The 21,660-nt window shown below is 72.6% G+C and carries 16 protein-coding genes, 1 tRNA gene and 1 pseudogene; 14 read left to right on the forward strand and 4 right to left on the reverse strand.

The genetic code is table 11. The features are described 5' to 3' along the window. The coding region (locus ACPYO6_RS16400; protein WP_425715846.1) for an IS110 family transposase at window positions 1-1,014 on the forward strand (1,014 nt) is incomplete at its 5' end. A 46-nt stretch (window positions 1,015-1,060) separates the two neighbouring features. Here ACPYO6_RS16400 and ACPYO6_RS16405 read toward each other — a convergent pair. Both ACPYO6_RS16405 and ACPYO6_RS16410 read right to left on the reverse strand, forming a co-directional pair. Then, window positions 1,061-3,166: a M3 family metallopeptidase gene (locus ACPYO6_RS16405; protein ID WP_425715869.1), complete on the reverse strand. Its 2,106-nt coding sequence runs from the start codon at window positions 3,164-3,166 to the stop codon at window positions 1,061-1,063. A gap of 69 nt (window positions 3,167-3,235) precedes the next feature. Then, window positions 3,236-4,426, reverse strand: coding sequence for a GNAT family N-acetyltransferase (locus ACPYO6_RS16410; RefSeq protein WP_425715870.1), 1,191 nt, complete (start codon window positions 4,424-4,426; stop codon window positions 3,236-3,238). 279 nt (window positions 4,427-4,705) lie between these two features. Between ACPYO6_RS16410 and ACPYO6_RS16415 the strand changes: the two genes are divergently transcribed. The 9 genes and pseudogenes from ACPYO6_RS16415 (at window position 4,706) to glp (ending at window position 16,728) form a co-directional block, all read left to right on the forward strand. Next, window positions 4,706-5,152 carry an MFS transporter gene (locus ACPYO6_RS16415; protein ID WP_425715871.1) on the forward strand — a complete coding sequence of 149 codons (447 nt, stop codon included), beginning with the start codon at window positions 4,706-4,708 and terminating at the stop codon, window positions 5,150-5,152. A gap of 60 nt (window positions 5,153-5,212) precedes the next feature. Continuing rightward, window positions 5,213-6,532 (forward strand): ISL3 family transposase, encoded by a 1,320-nt coding sequence (locus ACPYO6_RS16420; RefSeq protein WP_425715872.1) that lies wholly within the window; start codon window positions 5,213-5,215, stop codon window positions 6,530-6,532. A 36-nt stretch (window positions 6,533-6,568) separates the two neighbouring features. Next, a pseudogene (locus tag ACPYO6_RS16425) lies at window positions 6,569-7,459 on the forward strand (MFS transporter); the annotation flags it as partial. Beyond that, window positions 7,456-11,190, forward strand: coding sequence for a nitrate reductase subunit alpha (locus tag ACPYO6_RS16430; RefSeq protein WP_425715874.1), 3,735 nt, complete (start codon window positions 7,456-7,458; stop codon window positions 11,188-11,190). The pseudogene ACPYO6_RS16425 and the gene ACPYO6_RS16430, both read left to right, overlap by 4 nt. Window positions 11,191-11,218: 28 nt before the next feature. After that, on the forward strand, window positions 11,219-12,853 hold the full coding sequence (narH, locus tag ACPYO6_RS16435; protein WP_425715875.1) for a nitrate reductase subunit beta: 1,635 nt from the start codon (window positions 11,219-11,221) through the stop codon (window positions 12,851-12,853). Further along, window positions 12,853-13,761 carry a nitrate reductase molybdenum cofactor assembly chaperone gene (narJ, locus tag ACPYO6_RS16440; RefSeq protein ID WP_425715876.1) on the forward strand — a complete coding sequence of 303 codons (909 nt, stop codon included), beginning with the start codon at window positions 12,853-12,855 and terminating at the stop codon, window positions 13,759-13,761. Before narH ends, narJ begins: the two co-directional genes overlap by 1 nt. After that, the gene (narI, locus tag ACPYO6_RS16445) at window positions 13,761-14,486 is read left to right on the forward strand and encodes a respiratory nitrate reductase subunit gamma (protein WP_425715877.1); all 726 of its coding nucleotides are present in this window, start codon (window positions 13,761-13,763) and stop codon (window positions 14,484-14,486) included. The genes narJ and narI overlap by 1 nt, the downstream gene beginning before the upstream one ends. Next, window positions 14,486-15,406, forward strand: coding sequence for an NTP transferase domain-containing protein (locus tag ACPYO6_RS16450; RefSeq protein ID WP_425715878.1), 921 nt, complete (start codon window positions 14,486-14,488; stop codon window positions 15,404-15,406). Before narI ends, ACPYO6_RS16450 begins: the two co-directional genes overlap by 1 nt. Continuing rightward, the gene (gene glp / locus ACPYO6_RS16455; RefSeq protein ID WP_425715879.1) at window positions 15,403-16,728 is read left to right on the forward strand and encodes a gephyrin-like molybdotransferase Glp; all 1,326 of its coding nucleotides are present in this window, start codon (window positions 15,403-15,405) and stop codon (window positions 16,726-16,728) included. Before ACPYO6_RS16450 ends, glp begins: the two co-directional genes overlap by 4 nt. Before the next feature lie 24 nt (window positions 16,729-16,752). Here glp and ACPYO6_RS16460 read toward each other — a convergent pair whose 3' ends face one another. Further along, window positions 16,753-18,576 (reverse strand): glycoside hydrolase family 15 protein, encoded by a 1,824-nt coding sequence (locus ACPYO6_RS16460; RefSeq protein WP_425715880.1) that lies wholly within the window; start codon window positions 18,574-18,576, stop codon window positions 16,753-16,755. Between the two features lie 317 nt (window positions 18,577-18,893). Here ACPYO6_RS16460 and ACPYO6_RS16465 point away from each other — a divergent pair, with 317 nt between their 5' ends. From ACPYO6_RS16465 to ACPYO6_RS16480, 4 genes are all read left to right on the forward strand, one after another. Continuing rightward, window positions 18,894-19,445, forward strand: coding sequence for a hypothetical protein (locus ACPYO6_RS16465; protein ID WP_425715881.1), 552 nt, complete (start codon window positions 18,894-18,896; stop codon window positions 19,443-19,445). 143 nt (window positions 19,446-19,588) lie between these two features. After that, window positions 19,589-20,071, forward strand: coding sequence for a hypothetical protein (locus ACPYO6_RS16470; RefSeq protein WP_425715882.1), 483 nt, complete (start codon window positions 19,589-19,591; stop codon window positions 20,069-20,071). Next, window positions 20,064-20,282, forward strand: coding sequence for a helix-turn-helix transcriptional regulator (locus ACPYO6_RS16475; protein WP_425715884.1), 219 nt, complete (start codon window positions 20,064-20,066; stop codon window positions 20,280-20,282). Before ACPYO6_RS16470 ends, ACPYO6_RS16475 begins: the two co-directional genes overlap by 8 nt. 131 nt (window positions 20,283-20,413) lie before the next feature. Next, window positions 20,414-20,818: an antitoxin gene (locus tag ACPYO6_RS16480; protein ID WP_425715885.1), complete on the forward strand. Its 405-nt coding sequence runs from the start codon at window positions 20,414-20,416 to the stop codon at window positions 20,816-20,818. A 146-nt stretch (window positions 20,819-20,964) separates the two neighbouring features. Here the strand turns inward: ACPYO6_RS16480 and ACPYO6_RS16485 are convergent. Further along, window positions 20,965-21,049, reverse strand: a tRNA-Leu gene (locus tag ACPYO6_RS16485). Window positions 21,050-21,660 lie beyond the last annotated feature (611 nt).

Below are 21,660 nucleotides of genomic sequence, written 5' to 3' on the forward strand. Positions count from 1 at the left end.
CAGACCCATTCGTTGGCGGTGCTGGCCGCCCGCGGCGAGCTGATCGATTCTGCCCAGTTCCCGACCACGCCTGCGGGCATGGCCCGCGCGATCGCCTGGGCCGCTCGCCGCACCGGGGCCGATATGGCCGCGTTGTGGGTCATCGAGGGCGCCGCGTCCTACGGCGCGACCCTGGCCGGCGTTGTCCAGGACGCCGGCTATCAGGTCGTGGAGGCCGCGCGGATGAACCCGCGCGGGAACCGGGGCGTGGGTAAGTCCGATGCCCTGGATGCCTACCGCATCGCGGCCGCCGTCCTCCCGCTTCAGGTCAGCCGGCTGCGGCACCTCCGCGCCGCTAGTGGGGTCCGGGCCGCGCTGCGGGTCCTGCTCACCGCCCGCGAGCAGATGAACAGCGAACGTACCGCGGCCACGAACGCGCTGACCGCGCTGCTGCGCGTCAGCGACCTGGGTATCGATGCGCGCCGGGCCCCGGGCAAGAAGGTGATCGCCATGATCAGCCGGTGGCGCGAGCGCGATGAGGACATCGCCACCGCGACCGCCCGCAGCGAGGCCGTCCGCCTGGCCGCCCAGATCCTGGCCCTGGACGTCGAGCTCGCCACGAACAAGAAGCGCATCACCGTTCTGGTCAAGTCCAGCCTGGCCGCGCCGCTGCTCGAGATGCATGGTGTCGGGCCGATCACCGCGGCCGTGTCACTGACCGTGTTCTCCCACCCGGGCCGGTTGCGTTCCGAGGCCGCGTTCGCGGCCCTGGCCGGGGTCAGCCCGATCCCGGCCTCCTCGGGCAACACCGTGCGACACCGCCTCAACCGCGGGGGCGACCGGCAACTCAACCGCGTCCTGCATACCGCGGTCGTGACCCGGATGAGTCACGACCCCGAGACCCGCGCCTACGTCGAACGCCGCGCCGGCGAGCACCGCACCAAGGCCGAGATCCGCCGCTGCCTCAAGCGCTACCTCGCCCGCCGCATCTACCGCACCCTCAACAGCACCCCCGAACCCACCATGGCCGCTTGACGAAACATAGAAGGATCAATCTCGATGAGGCGGGGGCGGTCGACCGTCAGTCGGTGAGGCCCCGGCGGGCGAGGAGCGGCTCGATCGACGGCGTCCTGCCGAGGAGCGTTTCGACCGACACCAGCGGGTCGCGCGAGTTGCCGCGCGAGAGCAGCTCGGCGCGGAAGACCTCGCCGGCCTCCCGGGTGAGTCCGAGGTTGCCGCCGTCGTGCGCTCGGAACCAGTCGACGGTCTCGGCGTCGAGCACCTCGGACCAGATGTAGGCGTAGTAGCTCGCGTCGTACCCGCCGCCGAAGGAGTGGTTGAGGTACGTCGTCCGGTACCGCGGGGGGATCCGCGGGTCGACGAGCCCGGCGTCGGCGAGCGCGGCGGCCTCGAACGGGAGGACGCCCTCGTCGTCGGAGGGGACCTCGTCCGGGCCGATCCGGTGCCACGCCTGGTCGACGAGTGCGGCGCCGAGGTACTCGGAGGTCGCGAAGCCCTGGCCGTACGCCCCCATCGACCGCAGCCGCTCGGCGACCCCGGCGTCGAGCGGCTCGCCGGTGACGTGGTGACGTGCGAAGGACGCGAGCACCTCGGGGTGCTCCATCCACTGCTCGTTGACCTGCGAGGGGTACTCGACGAAGTCCCGCGGCAGGGCGGTCCCCGCGAAGCCCGGGTAGCGCGCGGACGTGAGCAGGGAGTGCAGCGTGTGCCCGAACTCGTGGAAGAGCGTGCGCACCTCGTCCCAGGTCAGCAGGGTCGGCTCGCCGGCCGGCGGGCGGGTGACGTTGGCGTTGTTGACGACGACCGGTGCCTTTCCCGTCAGCTCCGAGGCGGAGACGAGGTCGTGCATCCAGGCGCCGCCCCGCTTGTGCTCGCGCGCGTAGAAGTCGCCGACGAACAGTCCGAGCGCCGTGCCGTCCTCCTCGCGGACCTCCCACACGCGCACGCCGTCGGCGTAGCCGGGGATGTCGGGTCGCTCGGTGAAGGTGAGGCCGTAGAGCCGGCCGGCGGCGAGGAACACGCCGTCGGTGAGGACGGCGTCGAGCTCGAGGTAGGGCCGCAGCACGGCGTCGTCGACCTCGAACCGCTCGGTGCGCAGGCGCTCGGAGTAGTAGGACCAGTCCCCCGCGCCGAGCTCGCCGGCGTCGGCGGGCCGCTCCGGGTCGGCCGCGGCCAGGGCGGCGAGCTCCTCGGCCTCCGCCGCGGCGTTGCGCGCGGCCGGCGCCGCGAGGCGGGCGAGCATCGCGGCGATCGCGTCGGAGTCGGGCGCAGTGGCCCCGCGCGCGACGATCTCCGCGTGGTGCTCGGCCCCCAGCAGCTGGGCGCGCTCGGCGCGCGCCCGGGCGATGGCCCGCACGAGGGCGCGCGTGTCGGTGGCGGGGTCCGCGCCGGTGCCGCGGGCGACGGACCTCCCGAGCAGCTCGGCGCGGGTGGCCGGGTCGGTGAGCTCGGTCAGCAGCGGCTGCTGGGTCGGCAGGACGTAGGTGATGAGGTGGTCGGCCCCGTCCGCGGCCCCGGGGCGCGCCGCGGCGGACTCGGCCAGCGCCCGGCGCCGGCCCTCGTCGAGCCCGGCGAGCGCGGCCTCGTCGCGCACGGGCAGCGCCGCGGCGGCCATCCCGGCGGCCGCGCGGTTGCGGAAGTCGGTCGTCAGCTCGGCGATCTCGGCGTTGAGCGCCCGCAGGCGCGCCGTGCCGGCCTCGTCGAGCCCGACCCCGCGGCGCTCGAACCCGCGCACGTACTCGTCGACCGCCCAGGCATCCTGCTCGTCGAGACCCCCCGCGTCCTTGAGCGTGCGGAACCGGTCGTAGATGCGGGCGTCGAGCCAGAAGGCATCGCCGTGCGCGGAGGACTCGGGCGCGGTCTCGGCGGAGATGGCGTCGTACTCCGGCCCTCCGACGGAGCCGGCGAGCGTCGAGAGCACGACCGAGGCGCGCGTGAGCAGGTCGCCCGAGACCTCGAGCGCGGCGAGCGTGTTGGCCACGGTCGGGGCCGCCGGGTCGGTCGCGACGGCCTCCCACTCGGCGCGCTGCGCCGCCCGGCCGGCGCGCAGCGCGGGCAGCAGGTGCTCGGGCCGGATCGCCTCGAACTCCGGCATCCCGAACGGGAGCGGCGAGGGGCGGGAGAACGGGTTGGACTCGGGCAGGGTGACGACGTCGGGGCTGGTCATCCCCCCATCGTCGCACCACTGGCCGGACGTCCCGGAACACACCTCCGGGCGCCCCGCCGACTCAGCCGGTCAGGCGTCGAGCCGCTCCCTGCCGAGCACGGCGGGGATGTCCGGCGGGAAGAACCCCGGCCCCTTGAGCACCTTGCCGTCCTCCCGGTAGATCGGCCGGCCGTCCGCCCCGAGCTTGGACATGTTCGACGCCTGGATCTCCCCCAGCACGGCCGGCAGCGGGATCCCACACTCGAGCGCCATCCCGTACGCCACGTAGACGAGGTCGCCGAGCGCGTCCGCCACCTCGACCGTGTCCCGGGTGCCGTCGTCGGCCTCGACCGCGCGGGCGAACGCCTCGGTGAGGATCGCCTCCGCCCGCTCGCCGTAGACCGCCCCGACCAGCTCCGCCGCCTCCTCGACCACGAGCCCGGTCCGCATGTGCACCCGGTCGATGTCGGCGTCGGGTCCCGTGGTGACGACCGGCAGCCCGTACGTCGCGTGGAACTGGCGCACGAGCGCCTCGGGGTCGCGCGGGTCCGGCGTCGCCGTCCCCGTCCCGGGTGCGACCTCCTCGTCCGACACCCCGCCCACGCCCGACGCCGCAGCCTCGCCCTCCGGTCCGGCCTCGCCTCGCGTCACGTCCCCGCCCGACGACGATCCCGCACCGCCCGGCCCCGCCGCCCCCTCGCGGGCCGGACCGTCCCAGGGCGCCGCCGGCTCTCGGGGGTCGGTGGCGAGCAGGGTGGCCCGCAGGCCGTCGTGCAGCCGCCCCTTGTTCGTGAAGGCGGCACGGGAGAGTCCCTCGGAGCGGAACCCGTGCCGCCAGACGGCCCGCCAGGAGTCCCAGTTCGGGTCCCCGTCGTGGATCTCGGCGGCCCAGCCGACGGCGGCGACGCCCCGCGCGAACAGCTCGTCGAGGACGAGGTCGAGCGCCAGGGCGAGGAGCCCGCGCCCGCGGCCTCCCGGCGCCATCCAGTACCCGAGCTCGGTCCGGGCCCCCGGCCGCACCGGACCGCACGAGATCATCCCGACGAAGGTCGACCCGTCCGGTCCGATCTCCCGCACGGCCCAGTGCGGGGTGTCGAGCTCCCAGCCGCGCACCGCGACGTCGCGGACGTAGGTCTCGGCGTCGTTCCGGGTGTACGGCGAGGGGACGGTCGTCCACTCCTGGATCTCCGGGTCCTGGCAGGCCGCCAGGACCGCCTCGACGTCCGCCTCGGTGGGCGTGGAGAGCTCGACGACGCCGTCGGTCAGGGTGAAGGGCTGCATGCCGAGATCGTAGGCACGGCGGACGGAACGCCGAACGCGCCCGGACCGTCGCCCCGGCGCGTGACCGGCATCCACCCGGGTTACCGCTCAGCGTCCGGCCGCCCGATGACGACACCTCCGAATGCGACCTGCGCGGCGTCCAGAGAAATGCATCCATTTCCCGTCCGTTCGTGTCTCATATGCCCGAAATGCACCCCGCTTAATTTCGCCAACGATGCCTTTCCTAATTTAAAGGTGGTTATGCTCGGGAAAGTCAGTGAATGGCCGGGGAGGGTGGACGTGGACGCAGCGACAGGATCCGCAGTCACGGACACGGGCACGGGGCCGCGGACGCGCGCGCTCGTGCTCGCGACCGTCGGGTTCATGCTGAACTTCTGGGCCTGGGCGCTGCTGAGCCCGCTAGGCTCGACGTTCGTCGAGAAGGGCCTGACGGCGGACTCCGCGCTGCTCGTGGCGGTCCCCGTGCTCGTCGGCTCGCTCGGCCGGATCCCGGTCGGCGCGCTGACCGACCGGTACGGCGGGCGGGTGATGATGCCGCTCATCTCGCTCGTGAGCATCGTCCCGGTGCTGTTTCTCGGATTCTTCGGGCAGGACAGCTACGCGGCGCTTCTCGTCGGCGGTTTCTTCCTCGGCATCGCGGGAACGGTGTTCGCCGTCGGGGTCCCTTTCGTGGCTCTTGGGACATTCGGTAGGGGCGACGCGCGCGGGGTGAGGTCCGCCGGGTAGGGGTCGAGGTCCCCGAGGATCAGAAGCGCTAACTCTCTGATCGACCACGAGGACCTCGACGTGTCTCACGATACTTCCGCGCGCCCGAACACCCCCGAGAGCACCATTTCGTGTGGACGATGCGACCTGCTGCTCGGACTCGACGGCGTCCATGTCGAGCACGTCGCCCGCGCAGAGACGGTGATGACGATCACGGTGTCGACCAGCCTCGGTCCGGCGGGATGTCCGGACTGCGGCGTGATCGCGACAGGGCGCGGGCGTCGCGTCCGTGTGCTGCGCGACGTCCCCGGCGACGCCCGGGTCGACTTGCGGTGGCGGCAACGTGTGTGGCGATGCGACGAGCCCGGGTGCGCCCGGCGAGTGTTTGTCGAGGACGTGCCCGCACTCGTCGCCCGTCGCGGGTCGATCACTCGCCGCGCGGTCGCGTGGGCAATCGGACAGCTCCGCCGCGAACACGCGACCGTCCGTGGCCTCGCCCGCCAGATGGGAACATCGTGGAAGACGCTCTGGCGCGCCATCCGGCCCGTCCTCGAAGGCCTCGCAGGCTCCGAGGCCCGCTTCGCCGGCGTGCGGACACTCGGCGTCGACGAACACGTCTGGCATCACATCGACCCGCGTAAGCGCGGCCCGAAGGAACTGACGGGGATGGTCGACCTCACTCGCGACGAGGACGGCGTCACCCATGCGCGTCTGCTGGACCTCGTGCCCGGCCGGTCTGGGAAGGCCTACGCGGGCTGGCTGGCAGACCGCGGCCCGGCGTTCCGTGACGGCGTCGAGGTTGCAGCTCTCGACCCGTTCGCGGGATACAAGACCGCGATCGATGAGCAGCTCGATGACGCGACCGCGGTGCTCGACGCGTTCCACGTCGTCAAGCTCGGAACAGGCGCGGTCGACGAGGTGAGGCGGCGTGTCCAACAGGAGACGCTCGGGCATCGCGGACGGAAGGGCGACCCGCTCTACGGGATCCAGACCATCTTGCGCGCCGGACGGGAACGCCTCACCGAGAAGCAGCGCGCTCGCCTGGCCCGGGCGATCGAGGCCGACCCCGCGCACGAGGAAGTGCTCGTCGCGTGGCAGTGCGCCCAACAGCTCCGCGACGCGTATCGACAGGACAACCTCGCCGCGGGACGCCAGATCGCCGAGCAGGTCGTCGCGTCGTTCTCGTCGTGTCCGATCCCGGAGATCGCGAGGCTGGGACGGACATTGAAGCGCTGGAAGGACGCGTTCCTCGCCTACTTCGGCACGAGCCGCGCGAACAACGGCGGCACTGAGGCGATCAACGGCATCATCGAGCTCCACCGACGACTCGCCCGCGGGTTCCGCAACCGAGACAACTATCGACTCCGGATGCTCCTCGCCGCGGGCGGCCTCACGCCATGACCCCTACCGGATGTCCCAAGAGCCCCTTTCGTCAACTCGTGGTTCCCGCCGAGCGGGCGGGGCCTCGCCCTGGGCATCTACGGCGCCGGCATGGTCGGCACCGCGATCTCCGCGTTCACCACCGTGCCCCTCTACGTCGAGGCGGGCGAGACGATCCCGTTCCTCGTCGCCGCCGTGGTGCTCGCCGCCTACGCGGTGACCGCCTGGTTCCTCATGAAGGACGCACCGGGCTGGACCCCCTCGCGCACCTCGATGGTCGCCAAGGTCGGCGCAGCCGCCAAGCTGCCACTGACCTGGCAGGCGATGTACCTCTACGCCATCGCGTTCGGCGGGTACGTCGCGTTCTCCGTCTACCTGCCGACCTACCTGCAGAACGAGTACGGGCTCGACCCGGGCGACGCCTCCGCGCGGATGGGCGGGTTCGTCGTCCTCGCCGTCGCCTGCCGCGTGATCGGCGGGCTGCTCGCCGACCGGATCGGCGCCGTGACGACCCTGCTCACGTCCTACGTCACGGTGACCGCGATGGCGGTCGTCCTCAGCATCAACCCCTCGCTCGGCGGCATCGGCACCGTGGCCTTCCTCGTCATGGCGATCGGCCTCGGCCTCGGCACGGGCGCCGTGTTCGGTCTCGTCGGCCAGGCCTCCGACCCCGCGAAGGTCGGCGCGATCACCGGCCTGGTCGGGGCCGCCGGCGGCCTGGGCGGCTTCGTCCCCCCGCTCATCCTCGGCCAGCTGTGGATCAACCAGTCCAACTACGGGCTCGGGCTCCTCGCCCTCGCGGTCGCCGCCGCGGGCGCCATCGTCATCACGCTCATGGTGGGCCGGGCCGCGAGACGCAGGGCCGCCGACGTCGGCACCCCCGCCACCACCACCTCGTCCGACGACGCCGCACCGGGCGCCACCACCGACCACGGGAGGACCTCATGACCGTCAAGGACTCCGACCGAGGCACCGCGGCCGGGCTCGACAGCTCGCTGTCCGACGCCCTCATCGGCGTGCGGAAGATGTTCTCGAAGGCGCCGGTCTCGACCGACAACCGGGAGATCCACTACGAGGGCGGCCGCTCGGGCGACTCCTTCTACCGGGACCGGTGGAGCCACGACAAGGTGGTCCGCTCCACCCACGGCGTCAACTGCACGGGGTCGTGCTCGTGGAAGGTCTACGTCAAGGACGGGATCATCACCTGGGAGTCGCAGCAGACCGACTACCCCTCGACCGGGCCCGATCGCCCGGAGTACGAGCCGCGGGGCTGCCCGCGCGGCGCCTCCTTCTCCTGGTACACGTACTCGCCCACGCGGGTGCGCTACCCCTACGTGCGCGGCGAGCTCGTGAGGATGTTCCGCGAGGCGAGGGCGCAGGTCCCCGGCGGCGACCCGGTGCTCGCGTGGAAGTCGATCGTCGAGGACCCGGAGAAGGCCCGCCGGTACAAGTCGGCGCGCGGCAAGGGCGGCCTCGTGCGGGCCACGTGGAACGAGGCGGTCGACATCGTCGCCGCCGCCTACGTCTACACGGTCAAGGAGCTCGGCCCGGACCGGGCCACCGGGTTCTCCCCCATCCCCGCGATGAGCCAGGTGTCCTTCTCCTCGGGCGCCCGCTTCCACCAGCTCATCGGCGCCTCGATGCTCAGCTTCTACGACTGGTACGCCGACCTGCCGCCCGCCTCGCCGCAGGTCTTCGGCGACCAGACCGACGTCCCGGAGTCGGGCGACTGGTGGGACGCGTCCTACCTCATCATGTGGGGCTCCAACGTCCCGCTCACCCGCACGCCGGACGCCCACTGGATGACCGAGGCCCGCTACCGGGGCCAGAAGGTCATCTCCGTGGCGCCGGACTACGCGGAGAGCGTGAAGTTCGCCGACGAGTGGCTCTCCCCGCACCCGGGCACGGATGCCGCCCTCGCGATGGCGATGGGCCACGTCATCCTCCGCGAGTTCTTCGTCGAGTCCCCCACCGCGTACTTCACGGACTACGTCACCAGCTACACCGACCTGCCGTTCCTCGTGGAGGTCACGCAGGACGAGCACGGCACGTGGCGGTCCGGGAAGTTCGTCGTCGCCGAGGACCTCGGCGCGGACCTCGTGGGCGAGGAGGCGAGCACCGAGCACGCCGCGTTCAAGCCCGTCGTCCTCGACGCCGCCACCGGGCGGCCCGCCGTCCCCGGCGGCACGCTGGGCCACCGCTTCGCCGCGGACGGCGAGGGGCGCTGGAACCTCGAGCTCGGCGACATCGTGCCCGCGCTCGGCCTGCTCGAGCACGCCGAGGAGTCGGTCGAGGTCGCGCTGCCCCGGTTCGACACCGCGGACCAGGGCGAGGCCCACGACGTGCTGCGCGGCGTGCCGGTGCGGCGGGTCGGCGACCGCCTCGTCACCACGGTCTACGACCTCCTGCTCGCCCGGTACGGGGTGAGCCGTCCCGGCCTGCCCGGGCAGTGGCCCACGGGCTACGAGGACGCCACCCAGCCTGCGACCCCGGCCTGGCAGGAGGCGATCACCGGTGTCCCCGCGGCCGCGGCCGCCCGGATAGCCCGCGAGTTCGCCGCCAACGCGCGGGACTCCAAGGGCCGCTCGATGATCATCATGGGCGCCGGCACGAACCACTGGTTCCACTCCGACACGATCTATCGCACGTTCCTCACGCTGACGAACCTCACCGGCTGCCAGGGCGTCAACGGCGGCGGCTGGGCGCACTACGTGGGCCAGGAGAAGGTCCGCCCCATCAGCGGGTGGCTGCACCTCGCCAACGCCCTGGACTGGTCCCGCCCGCCGCGCCAGATGACGCAGACGACCTACTGGTACATGCACACCGACCAGTGGCGCTACGACCAGTTCGGCGCCGACCGGCTCGCCGCGCGCACGGGCGCCGGCTCGTTCGCCGGCACCACGACCGCCGACGCCGTGGCCCTGTCCCAGCGCCTGGGCTGGCAGCCCTACTTCCCGCAGTTCGACATCAGCTCCCTCGACGTCGCCGACCGCGCGAAGGAGGCGGGCCAGGAGACGATCCCCTACCTGGTCGACCAGCTCAAGCAGGGCGGGATCAGCTTCGCCGCCGAGGACCCGGACGCCCCGCAGAACTACCCGCGGATCTGGTCGATGTGGCGCGCGAACACGCTCGGCAGCTCCGCCAAGGGCGACCAGTACTTCCTCAAGCACCTGCTCGGGGTGGACAACGACGTGCGGGCGGAGGAGACGCCGCCGGAGTTCCGGCCGCGCGACGTCACGTGGCGGGACGAGGCGCCGGCGGGGAAGATCGACCTCGTCCTCACGCTCGACTTCCGGATGACCTCGACGACCCTGCACTCGGACGTCATCCTTCCGGCGGCCACCTGGTACGAGAAGCACGACCTCTCGACGACGGACATGCACCCCTTCGTCCACTCGTTCAACCCGGCGATCTCCTCGCCCTGGCAGTCGCGCACCGACTGGGACTCGTGGGGCACGATCGCCAAGCGGTTCAGCGAGCTCGCCGTCGGCCACCTCGGGACGCGGACCGACGTCGTCGCCTTCCCCCTCCAGCACGACTCCCCGGACGCGATGGCGACCCCCCGGGGCAAGGTCCTCGACTGGAAGAAGGGCGAGTGCGAGCCCGTCCCGGGCAGGACGCTGCCGAAGCTGGTCGAGGTCGAGCGGGACTACACGAAGATCCACGAGAAGTTCACGTCCGTGGGCCCGCTCCTCGAGAAGCTCGGCATGACGACGAAGGGCGTCACCTACGACGTGCGCGAGGACGTCGAGGAGCTGAGGGCGCTCAACGGCCGCGTGGAGTCGGGCGTGGGGGCCGGTCAGCCGAGCCTCGAGACCGACCTCAAGGCAGCGGAGTTCATCCTGCGACTGTCCGGCACCACCAACGGCGAGATGGCACTCCAGGGCTTCCGCACGCTGGAGAGACGCACCGGCGTCCGCCTCGCGGACCTCGCGGAGGAGAACGCCGGCCGGCACGTGACGTTCAAGGACACCCAGGCGGCCCCGGTGCCGGTGGTCACCTCGCCCGAGTGGTCCGGGTCCGAGACCGGCGGGCGGCGCTACTCGCCGTTCACGATCAACGTCGAGCGGCGCAAGCCCTGGCACACCCTCACCGGGCGCCAGCACTTCTACCTCGACCACGACTGGATCCTCGAGATGGGCGAGTCGCTGCCGGTGTTCCGCCCGCCGCTCGACATGACGGCGCTGTTCGGCGAGACGCGGGTGGGCGAGCGCAGCGGGGACGGCATCGCCGTCCGCTACCTCACGCCCCACAACAAGTGGGCGATCCACTCGATGTACATGGAGAACTTCTTCATGATGAACCTGTCCCGCGGCGGGCAGACGATCTGGATGAGCGTCGAGGACGCCGAGGCCGTGGGCATCGCGGACAACGACTGGATCGAGGCAGTCAACCGCAACGGTGTCGTCTCGGCCCGGGCGGTCGTCAGCCACCGGATGCCGCGCGGCACGGCGTTCATGCACCACGCGCAGGACCGCACGGTCAACGTGCCGCTGTCCGAGACCTCGGGCCGCCGCGGCGGCATCCACAACTCGCTCACGCGGATCATGCTCAAGCCGAGCCACCTGGTCGGCGGGTACGCCCAGCTGGCCTTCGCCTTCAACTACTACGGCCCCACCGGCAACCAGCGCGACGAGGTCACCGTGATCCGCCGCCGCACCACGCCGGTCGAGTACTGACCGCCCCCGCCACCGAAGGAGATCCGACATGCGAGTGATGGCCCAGATGGCGATGGTCATGAACCTCGACAAGTGCATCGGCTGCCACACCTGCTCGGTCACGTGCAAGCAGGCGTGGACCAACCGGCAGGGCACCGAGTACATCTGGTTCAACAACGTCGAGACGCGGCCCGGCCAGGGCTACCCGCGCGGCTACGAGGACCAGGAGAAGTGGAAGGGCGGCTGGGAGGTCTCCGGCTCGGGCCGGCTGCGCCTCAAGGGCGGCGGGCGCGTGAGCAAGCTGTTGCGCATCTTCAACAACCCCAAGCTCCCCGGCATCGAGGACTACTACGAGCCGTGGACCTACGAGTACGACAACCTGCTCGCCTCGCCCCAGCAGCAGCACATCCCCACCGCTCCCCCGAAGTCGCTCATCACCGGTGAGCGGGTCCAGGTCCAGTGGTCGGGCAACTGGGACGACGACCTCGGCGGCACCTACGCGGCGGGCGACAAGGACCCGATGCTCAAGGGGCTCGAGGACAAGGTCAAGCTCGAGTTCGAGAACACCTTCATGTTCTACCTGCCCCGCATCTGCGAGCACTGCCTCAACCCCAGCTGCGCGGCGAGCTGCCCCTCGGGCGCGATCTACAAGCGCGAGGAGGACGGGATCGTCCTCGTCGACCAGGACCAGTGCCGCGGCTGGCGCATGTGCGTCTCGGGGTGCCCGTACAAGAAGATCTACTTCAACCACAAGACCGGCAAGGCCGAGAAGTGCACGTTCTGCTACCCCCGCATCGAGGCGGGCGAACCGACGGTGTGCTCCGAGACCTGCGTGGGACGGCTGCGCTACATCGGCCTCGTCCTCTACGACGCCGACCGCGTGACGGAAGCCGCGTCCGTGAAGGACGAGCACGCGCTGCTCGAGGCGCAGAAGGACGTCATCCTCGACCCGCACGACCCCGAGGTGCAGGACGCCGCCGAGAAGGCCGGCATCCCCTACGACTGGATCCAGGCGGCCGGGCGCTCCCCGGTGTGGCGGCTCATCAAGGAGTTCGAGGTCGCCCTCCCCCTGCACCCGGAGTACCGGACGATGCCGATGGTCTGGTACGTCCCGCCGCTGTCCCCGGTCGTCGACGTCGTCCAGGAGACCGGTGCCGACGCCGAGGACGCCGCCACGCTCTTCGCCGCGATCGACCAGATGCGGATCCCGGTGGAGTACCTCGCCAACCTCTTCACGGCGGGCGACGTCGTGCCCGTCCAGCGGGTGCTGGCCCGCATGGCCGCGATGCGCTCGTACATGCGGGACATCAACCTCGGCGGCGAGCCCGACGAGGAGATCGCCGAGGCGGTCGGCATGACCGGCGCGTCGATGCAGAAGATGTACCGGCTGCTCGCGATCGCCAAGTACGACGAGCGATACGTCATCCCCGTGGGCCACTCCGAGCAGGCGCACCAGCTCGAGGGGACCGGGACCGACTGCCCGCTCAACTCCGACGGCGGCCCCGGCATGATGCACCTGCCCGAGCAGGACATGGGCATGGCCGGCGTCTCGGCGGGCGGGCCGGCCGGCCCGATCAACACCCGCCCCGAGGAGCCCGGCCGCGTCAACCTTCTCAACTGGGACGGGAAGGGGATGCCGTCCGGCCTGTTCCCCTCGCGCCGCCCCGCCGCGGGGACCGCCTGATGGGTGCCCTCGCGCGGCTCGTCGAGCGCGCCTTCCCCGCGCTGGGCGGGCGGTCCGGACAGGCAGGGAACGGCCCGACGACGAACGGCGGTTCGTCGTCGAGGGCCGCCGGGAGCCCTGCCCGCGGCCCGTCGGCGCCCGGCCGTACCGCCGCCGGTGACCCGGTCGAGGAGACCCAGGCCGTGTGGGCCGCGGCGTCGTGGCTCGTGGACTACCCGGGCGACGAGCTGCTCGCCCGCCTGCCCGACCTGCGCCGGCTCGTCTCGCGGCTGCCGCAGCGGTTCGGGCCGATGCTCGACCCGGTGCTCGACGCGCTGTCGGCCACCGACGTCGAGGAGCTGCGCTCGACCTACGTCGACACGTTCGACACCCGCCGGCGCGGGTGCCTCCACCTCACCTACTTCAGCCACGGCGACACGCGGCGCCGGGGCCTCGCGCTCGTGCGGGTCAAGGACGCCTACCGCCGGGCCGGGCTCGTGGTCCGCGACGACGAGCTCCCGGACCACCTCACGCTCGTCCTCGAGCTCGGTGCGGGCCACGACGCGGCGGCGGCCGAGAAGATCCTGCTCGCCAACCGCGCGGGCCTCGAGCTCCTCCGGCTCCACCTCGAGGACATCGGCTCGCCGTGGCACGGCGCCGTCGAGGCCGTGTGCGCGACCCTGCCCGAGCTCGACGGCGAGGACCGTGCGGCGGTCCGCCGCCTCGTCGAGGAGGGGCCGGCGGAGGAGATGGTCGGCCTCGACGGCTACGGGGCCGAGCACGACATGCCGCCGCTCATGCACGGCGACGACACCTGCTCCGGGCACGACCACGGCCCGGTGCCCGCCGGCGTCGGTGCCGGCGCCGCCCCCGCGACCGGCCCGGGCGGGCACGAGCTCCTCCCCCTGACTCCCGTGAGGAACCGGTGATGAACGAGACGCTGCAGACCGTGCTGTGGGTGGTCGTGCCGTACGTCGCCCTGGCGGTGTTCGTGCTCGGCCACGTGTGGCGCTGGCGCTACGACCAGTTCGGGTGGACCACCCGGTCGAGCCAGATCTACGAGTCGAAGCTCCTGCGCATCGGGTCGCCGATGTTCCACTTCGGCATCATCGGCATCTTCTTCGGCCACGCCGTGGGACTGGGCATCCCCGCCTCGTGGACGGACGCGATCGGGCTGAGCGACCACGCCTACCACCTCATGGCGATCACCATCGGGCTCGCGGCGGCCGTCGCCTGCGTGGGAGGGCTGTTCCTGCTCATCTACCGGCGACGCACGAACCGGCGGGTCTTCGGCGCGACCACCGTGATGGACAAGGTGATGTACCTGCTCCTCACGGTGACGATCCTCGCCGGTGTGGCCGCGACGATCTTCGACTCCGCGCTCGGCGACTACGACTACCGGCAGGGTGTGTCGATCTGGTTCCGCCAGTTCTGGACGCTGCAGCCCGACGTCGAGCTGATGTCCGCCGCCCCGGTGCTGTTCCAGACCCACGTGTTCTCGGCCGTCCTGCTGTTCGCGCTGTGGCCGTTCACGCGGCTCGTCCACGTCTTCAGCGTGCCGCTCGGCTACCTCACCCGCCCCTACATCGTCTACCGCTCGAAGTCCGGCGCCGCCCCGCAGGGCCGCCGGGGCTGGGAGAAGGTGAACTTCTGATGCCGGCCGCGATCGTGCTCGCGGGCGGCGAGGGCCGGCGCCTCGGGGGTGTCTCGAAGCCGGACGTCACCGTGGGCGGGCGCCGCATGCTCGACCTCGTGCTCGACGCCCTCGCCGGGGCGCACCCACGGGTGGTGGTCGCGTCCGACGCGGTCGAGGTACCGGCAGGCGTGCTGCGCACCCTCGAGGACCCGCCGCTCGGAGGGCCGGCCGCGGGGATCGCCGCCGGCCTGCGCGCGCTCGACGGCGGGGCGAACCGCACTCTCGGCAACGAAGGCTCGGCGACGCCCGACACGGCTCCCAACCGCACTCTCGACGACGAGGTGCTGGTCCTCGCGTGCGACCTGCCCGGGGCCGCGGCGGTCGTGGCCACGCTCGAGGCAGCGGGGCCGTTGCCCGACGGCGTCGACGGCGTGGTCCTCGAGCGACCCGACGGCCGCCGGGAGTGGCTCGCCCTGCGCGCCCGTACGGCGTCGCTGCGCCGGGCGGTGACCGAGCTCGGCTTCCCCCATGACAGGTCGGTGCGCGACCTGCTCGCCCCCCTCGTGCTCGCCGGCGTCCCTGCCCCGGGGGCACAGGCCGACGACGTCGACACCCCCGCGGACCGTCGCACGTGGGAGCGTCGCGCGCGCGGGTCCGGCCGTCCGCCGGTGACCGAGCAGGAGGACTGGGACACGCACCTGCGTCCGTGGCTCGAGGCGGCATGCCGCGAGCTCGGCCTATCCACCGCCGGGGAGGCCCCGCTCGTCGACCCGGCCGGCGACGTCGACACCGTCCACGTGCTGACCGGCGAGGTCGCCGAGGGCGTCCAACGCTCGATGGCCCCGGTCTCCTCCTACCTCGTCGGGATCGCGGTGGGGCGGGGCGCCGCCCTGCCCGACGCGATCGACGCCGTCCGGCGCACCCTGGAGCGGTCGTGAGCACCTCGACGTGGGGGCGGGCCAAGGTCGCCGAGCAGGACCACGACCACGACGCGTGCGGGTCGGGCCCCGCGGTCCCGGTGGAGCAGCACCTCGATCTCCTCCTCCGCCTCGGCCGCGACGCCGTCGCCGCCCGCGGACCCGTCGCGGCGGAGCACGTCTCCCTCGCGGACGCGCCGGGCCGGGTCCTCGCGGGCGAGGTGGCCGCCGTCGTCGCCGTGCCGCCCTTCACCGCGTCGGCGATGGACGGCTTCGCGGTGCGCACGTCCGACGTCGACCTGCTGCCGGACGGCGCGCTCGAGCTCGTCGTCGCCGGGGACCTTCCCGCCGGCTCCGGCCCGGCCGTGCTGCCGCCGGGAACGGCGATGCGGATCATGACCGGGGCGGCGCTGCCGGCGGGCGCGGACGCCGTGGTCCCGGTCGAGTGCACCGACCACCGCGCGGGTGCCGGGCCGGCGCCGGCCCGGGTCCGTCTCGACGTCCGGCCGGGCGCCTGGGCGCACGTGCGCCCCGCCGCCGAGGACGCCCGGGTCGGGGACGTCGTGCTGCCGGCGGGCGAGCGCGTGACCCCCGCCCACGTCGCTGCCGCCGCGTCGGTCGGCCACGCGACCCTCGCCGTCGTGCCCCGCCCGCGGGTCCTCGTCGTCGCCACCGGGGACGAGCTGGCCGAGCCCGGCACGCCACCCGGACCGGGCGAGGTCCCCGACTCGGGCGGGCCGCTGCTCGCCGCGCTCGTCGCGCAGGCCGGCGGGATCCCCACCCTCGCGCGCTGCGCCGACGACGTATCGGCGCTCCGTGCCCTCCTCGCCGGCGCGCACGCCGATCTCGTGCTCACTGCCGGCGGGGTGTCGCAGGGCGCCTACGAGGTGGTCCGGGAGGCACTGGGGGACGACCTCGTGCTCGAGGACGTCGCCATGCAGCCCGGCCGCCCGCAGGGCGCGGGCGCGGTCGAGGTCGGTGGCCGCGCGGTGCCGCTCGTCGCGCTGCCCGGCAACCCCGTGAGCTCGTTCGTCGGGTTCCACGTGCTCGTGCGCCCCCTGCTCGCGCTGCTCGCGGGCACCGAGGCCCCCACGCGCACGCTGCCGGTCGTGGCGGGCCGAGCGTGGCGGGCCCGCGCGGGTCGACGCCAGTACACGCCGGTCGCGCTGCGCCGCACGGGCGACGAGCTCGTCGCCGAGCCACCGCACCCGCTCGGCGCCGGCTCGCACCTCGTGGCGAGCCTCGCCCGCGCGGAGGCCCTGGCGATCGTTCCGGCGGAGGTCGACGGGGTACGCGCGGGTGACCGACTCGAGGCGCTCCCGGTCCGCGACTGGACCGCCTGAGCCGCCCGAGCCGCCCGCGCGAGCTCAGTAGTCGTCGGCGTCGTCGCTCTCGCGCGGGGTCGCGGGTGCCCGGGGCGTGAGCGCGTCGGCCGCGCGCACGAGCCCGAGGTGGCTGAACGCCTGCGGGTAGTTGCCGGCGAGGCGCCCCGCGCTCGTGTCGTACTCCTCGGCGAGCAGCCCGAGGTCGGACGAGACCGCCACGAGGGCGTCCATCGTGCGCCGCGCGTCGCCCACACGCCCGGAGCGGGCGTACTGCTCGACCAGCCAGAACGAGCAGATGAGGAACGGGTACTCGTCGCCCTCGAGACCGTCGAGTCCGGAGGCCGTGCGGTAGCGGTGGAGGAAGCCGTGCTCGTCGAGCAGGTCGGCCTCGATGCGCGCCACCGTCGAGAGCATCATCGGGTCGTCGTAGGCGACGAACCCGATGTGCGCGAGCTGGAGCAGCGACGCGTCGACCTCGCGCGAGCCGTAGGTCTGGGTGAACGAGCCGATCTCGGCGTTCCAGCCGTGGGCCAGGATCTCCTCGCGCATGAGGTCACGGCGCTCGCGCCACGTCTCGACGTCGCCGTCGAGCCCGTACCGCTCGACCGCGCGGACGCCCCGGTCGAACGCCGCCCACATCATGGCCCGGCCGTGCGTGAAGAACGCGGGCTCGCCGCGCATCTCCCAGATGCCGTGGTCCTTGTCGTCCTTCCGCTCCCACGCGTAGTCGAGCAGCGCGCGCTGGAGCCCCCAGGAGAACTCGGTCTCCTCCAGCCCGGCCTCACGCGCGAGCTCGAGGGCCACCATGACCTCCCCGACGACGTCGGCCTGGAACTGGTGGGCCGCCCCGTTGCCGATCCGGACGGGGCGGGACCCCTCGTAACCCTCGAGGTGCGTGAGCTCCAGCTCGGGCAGGTGCCGCGAGCCGTCGAGCCCGTACATGATCCGCAGGTCGTGCGGGTCGCCGGCCATGGCACGCAGGAGCCAGGTGCGCCAGGCGCGGGCGCCGGTGACGAAGCCGTGGCTGAGCAGGGCCTCGATCGTCAGCGCGGAGTCGCGCAGCCACACGAACCGGTAGTCCCAGTTGCGCTCGCCGCCGAACTCCTCCGGAAGCGAGGTGGTCGGGGCCGCGACGATGCCGCCGGTGAGCCGCTCGGTGAGCGCGCGCAGGACGAGCAGGGACCGGCGCACCTCGGCGGCGTAGGGGCCGCTCGCGTCGATCCGCCGCGCCCACGCCCGCCAGTAGGCGATCGTGGCGACCGGGGTGAGGGTCTCGGGCCGCGGCTGGGCGTCAGGCAGGTAGGACGGCGACCAGGACAGGACCCAGGTGAGCGTCTCGCCCTCGCTCATCGCGAAGGTGCCTCGGCACGAGCCGTTGACCTGGGCGAGCGACGGCCCGCGCAGGGCGAGCGAGTCGGGGCCGGCGATCGCGTGGATCTCGGAGGCGCCGTCGACCTCCACGGTCTGGAGCCAGGGGGTCGCCGCGCCGTAGTCGAAGCGGAGCCTGAGGTCGTGCTCGACCTCGACGTGCCCGGACGTGCAGGTCACGGAGCGCACGAGGTCCGCCGTCGGGGCGGCGGGGTCCTCGTCGATCGGCAGGAAGTCCGTGACGGTGAGCGTGCCGGTCGGCGTGGTCCAGTGGGACTCGAGCACGAACGTGTCCTCGACGTACTCGCGCGAGTCGAGCTCGCCGCCCGGCGGGAAGAGCCGCCACCGGCCGTCGCCCGGCGTCCCGAGGATCGCGGTGAACACCGCGGAGGAGTCGAAGCGGGGGAAGCAGAGCCAGTCGATGCTCCCGTCCCGAGACACGAGAGCGGCCGTGCGCTGGTCGGACAGCAGGGCGTAGTGCTCGAGCGGAGTGCTCACGGGTCAGGCCTTCTGGGTCGGGGGCGTGTCGGGCTGATCGACGGGAGTGTCCTCGTCAGCGTGTCGCGGCTACGGCCACGACCTGCACCGGGACCGGAGCGGGAGCGGACCGGCGGCACGGCGATCGTCCAGGCTAGCCGCATGCCCGGGTGCGCGGCGCAGGACGGGGCCCGCGCGTCGGGCGGTTCGGTCGATGAGGTCACGATTCGGCGACCGCCGGTCACCGGTGCGCCACGACTCGCCCGATGTCGCCGACCGGAGGCCACCATGGAGGGCGCCGCCGGGACCCGCCGTGCGGGTCAGGACCGGAGGACGCCGTGCGACGACTCGCCCCCTCGTTCGCCGCCGTGGTCGGCGCGATGATGCTCGCCGGCTGCTGGTCCGCACCGGTCACGGACGGGACCGCGCCTCCGGACGAGTCGCCCTCCGCCGGGGCCCCCTCCGACGGCTCGGCGACGGACGGCTCGGCGTCCGACGGCTCGCCATCGGAAGGGACCGGGTCCGACGGCGCAGATGCCCTCGACCGGGACACCTTCGCCGTTCCCACCTGGGCGCACTCGCCGGGACAGATGGTGATGGAGGCGCTCATCATCGGCGACCTCGTCGCGTCGCCGGAGGGATGCCCGGTGATGACGGGCGAGCACGGCTACGACGGGGACGGGACAGGGATCATGCTCCCCAACGCCGTCGGGCGTCGGACCGAGGACGGCCTCGTGGTCGAGTACGAGATGGAGGGCGAGCACCACGTGGCCCGGCTCGACGGCAGCGAGCAGAGCTTCGGCGGCGGGGGCGGCACCCCGGAGAACGAGGCCGAGTGGGAGCGGGTGTGCCCGCACACTCCTGTCAGCGACATCTGGCAGGGGTACTGACCGGCGTGGGATCGCTCACGCACGGAGACATCAGCCCACCGGCCTTCTCGACCAACCGTCCACGCTCTTGTCCGCCACACGCGACATGATGTACATTCTGTTTGTCATTCTGTTGAATGCGCTGGACACGAGGAGCTGGGGCCATGTCCTACCGGAGCAAGCGGTCGATCGCCTACATCGTCGGCGTCGTCGCACTCGTCGCGGCCTACGTCGTCGTCGCGCTGGGACGGAGCGGGACGGGCGCCGACCTACGGTCGTGGGCCACACTCATGCTGATCTTCGCCGGCCTGTGGGTGGTGGTCCTCGTCGTCGTGCAGATGGTCTTCCACGTCGGGCTCGCCGTGGGGGTCGCCGCCACGGAGGCCCGCGAGGACACGTCGCAGGTCGAACGCATCATGCGCGCATCGATGGCGGACGACGAGCAGAACTCGCTCATCGAGCTGCGCGCGGGGAGGGTCGACGCGATCGTCGTCGGGCTCGGACTTGTCGTCGCGCTTGCCGCGATGGCGCTCGGGGCGTCCGCAGTGGCTGGGCTGCACGTCCAGCTGGCGGCGGTCGCGGTCGGCTCTCTCGCCGAGAACGTGTGGACGATCGTGGCCCACGAGGGCGGGGGCGCTCGTGGCTGAGCGGCTGCGCATCACGAACAACATCCGGCGCCTGCGATTCTTCGCCGACGAGATGACGCAGCTCGAGCTCGCCGAGCGGATCGGCGCCTCTCGGCAGACGATCGTCAACCTCGAGGCGGGGAAGTACTCGCCGTCGCTCGAGCTGGCCTTCCGGATCGCCGACGCGTTCGGCGTGCCGATCGGCGAGGTGTTCGCGCACGAGCCGGCCTGAGCACCGCGGCGCCCGGCCGGATCGCCGCGAGCGGGCGTCATCCGTCAGACTGTCTCCCCGACCGTCGACCGGCCCCGCGGACGCGGCGCCAGGTCGAGGAGCACGCAGGACACGACGACGAGGAGACCGGCATGGGGCTCGACAAGTACCTCAACAAGGCCAAGGACGCGCTGCGGGGCGAGCAGGGCGAGCAGCTGCTCGACAAGGTCGAGGGGGCGGCGCGCAAGGCCACCGGCGGCAAGCACGACGGCATCATCGACAAGGCGCGCGATGCCGCCGGGAACGCCCTCGGGCACGACGGCGACGCGCAGGACGCGGCGGCCGACCGCGCGCCGGAGGGCGGCGACCGCGACCGGGAGGCAGGCGACCGCGCGCCGGACTCCCCCGGCGCCGGCACCTCAGGCGGCGCCGCGGCGGGCGGTTCCGAGGCCGGTGGTTCCGGGGCCGGTGGTTCCGGGGCCGGCACGGATGCGACTGGCACCGACTCCGGGACTGCGGAGACGCGCACCCAGACGGAGCCCGGGACCCGCAGCTGAGCGGCCGTCGGGGTCGACCAGGGCCCGGGACCCGCAGCTGACCGGCCGTCGGGGTCGACCAGGGCCGACAGTCGGCGGCCGACCGGCCCTGACGCGCGAACCGACGAGAACGGCCGGCCCCCTCGAAGGGGGCCGGCCGCATTCTGTGTCCGGAGGGGGACTTGAACCCCCACGCCCTAATACGGGCACTAGCACCTCAAGCTAGCGCGTCTGCCATTCCGCCACCCGGACAGGGTGTCTGTTCGGCTTCCGGAAGGCTCCCGGTCACCTGAACAACGACGGAAACTCTAACACGCAGCCCCCGCCGTTCCGACGCCCGATCGACCTCCTCGAACGTGAGTCGCGGCACGCTCCGGCGAGGTGCCCGACGAGCTACCAGGCGAGCCGCGGCGGCCGTCGCGCGACAAGTCGCGATGTCGACGGACCTGAGCCGCACTCTCGACCAATGCGTGGCGACCTCGGCAGCCCCCCGCCGCACGGCCGACCGATCCACGCCGCACGCTCGGCAGTTCGCCGCCTCTCACCCGCACGCTCGACCAGTCCCCCGCTCCCAACCGCAATCTCGGTGAGCACCAACCGCTGTGAGTGTGGGGGTGGCTGGTCTGGGACTGGCTGGCAGGGTGGTGGCTGGTCGTTCCGCTCGTGGGTGTGACTCGGCGAACCGCAGACCCCTTGTTGGGGGTGTCTGGAGATTGATCTGTCCGCCCATGGGTGGGGTGGCCGGCACCGTCCTGGCCCATCTCGGAGACCTGATCAGAAGGTTGTCCGCCACTGGTGTGGCGTGACTCGTCACAGTGTTGTCCCGAGGTGACTCCTACCCAGAACGGCACCGGCCACCAGCG

The sequence above is a fragment of the Georgenia sp. Z1344 genome, from assembly GCF_049856295.1.
Classification (GTDB): domain Bacteria; phylum Actinomycetota; class Actinomycetes; order Actinomycetales; family Actinomycetaceae; genus JB111.

Excerpts from the sequence above, each read along its gene's own strand:
- ACPYO6_RS16405 (WP_425715869.1), bottom strand. The coding sequence starts at position 3,166 with ATGACCAGCCCCGACGTCGTCACCCTGCCCGAGTCCAACCCGTTCTCC.
- ACPYO6_RS16410 (WP_425715870.1), bottom strand. The coding sequence starts at position 4,426 with ATGCAGCCCTTCACCCTGACCGACGGCGTCGTCGAGCTCTCCACGCCC.
- ACPYO6_RS16430 (WP_425715874.1), top strand. The coding sequence starts at position 7,456 with ATGACCGTCAAGGACTCCGACCGAGGCACCGCGGCCGGGCTCGACAGC.
- narH (WP_425715875.1), top strand. The coding sequence starts at position 11,219 with ATGCGAGTGATGGCCCAGATGGCGATGGTCATGAACCTCGACAAGTGC.
- narJ (WP_425715876.1), top strand. The coding sequence starts at position 12,853 with ATGGGTGCCCTCGCGCGGCTCGTCGAGCGCGCCTTCCCCGCGCTGGGC.
- narI (WP_425715877.1), top strand. The coding sequence starts at position 13,761 with ATGAACGAGACGCTGCAGACCGTGCTGTGGGTGGTCGTGCCGTACGTC.
- ACPYO6_RS16450 (WP_425715878.1), top strand. The coding sequence starts at position 14,486 with ATGCCGGCCGCGATCGTGCTCGCGGGCGGCGAGGGCCGGCGCCTCGGG.
- ACPYO6_RS16470 (WP_425715882.1), top strand. The coding sequence starts at position 19,589 with ATGTCCTACCGGAGCAAGCGGTCGATCGCCTACATCGTCGGCGTCGTC.
- ACPYO6_RS16480 (WP_425715885.1), top strand. The coding sequence starts at position 20,414 with ATGGGGCTCGACAAGTACCTCAACAAGGCCAAGGACGCGCTGCGGGGC.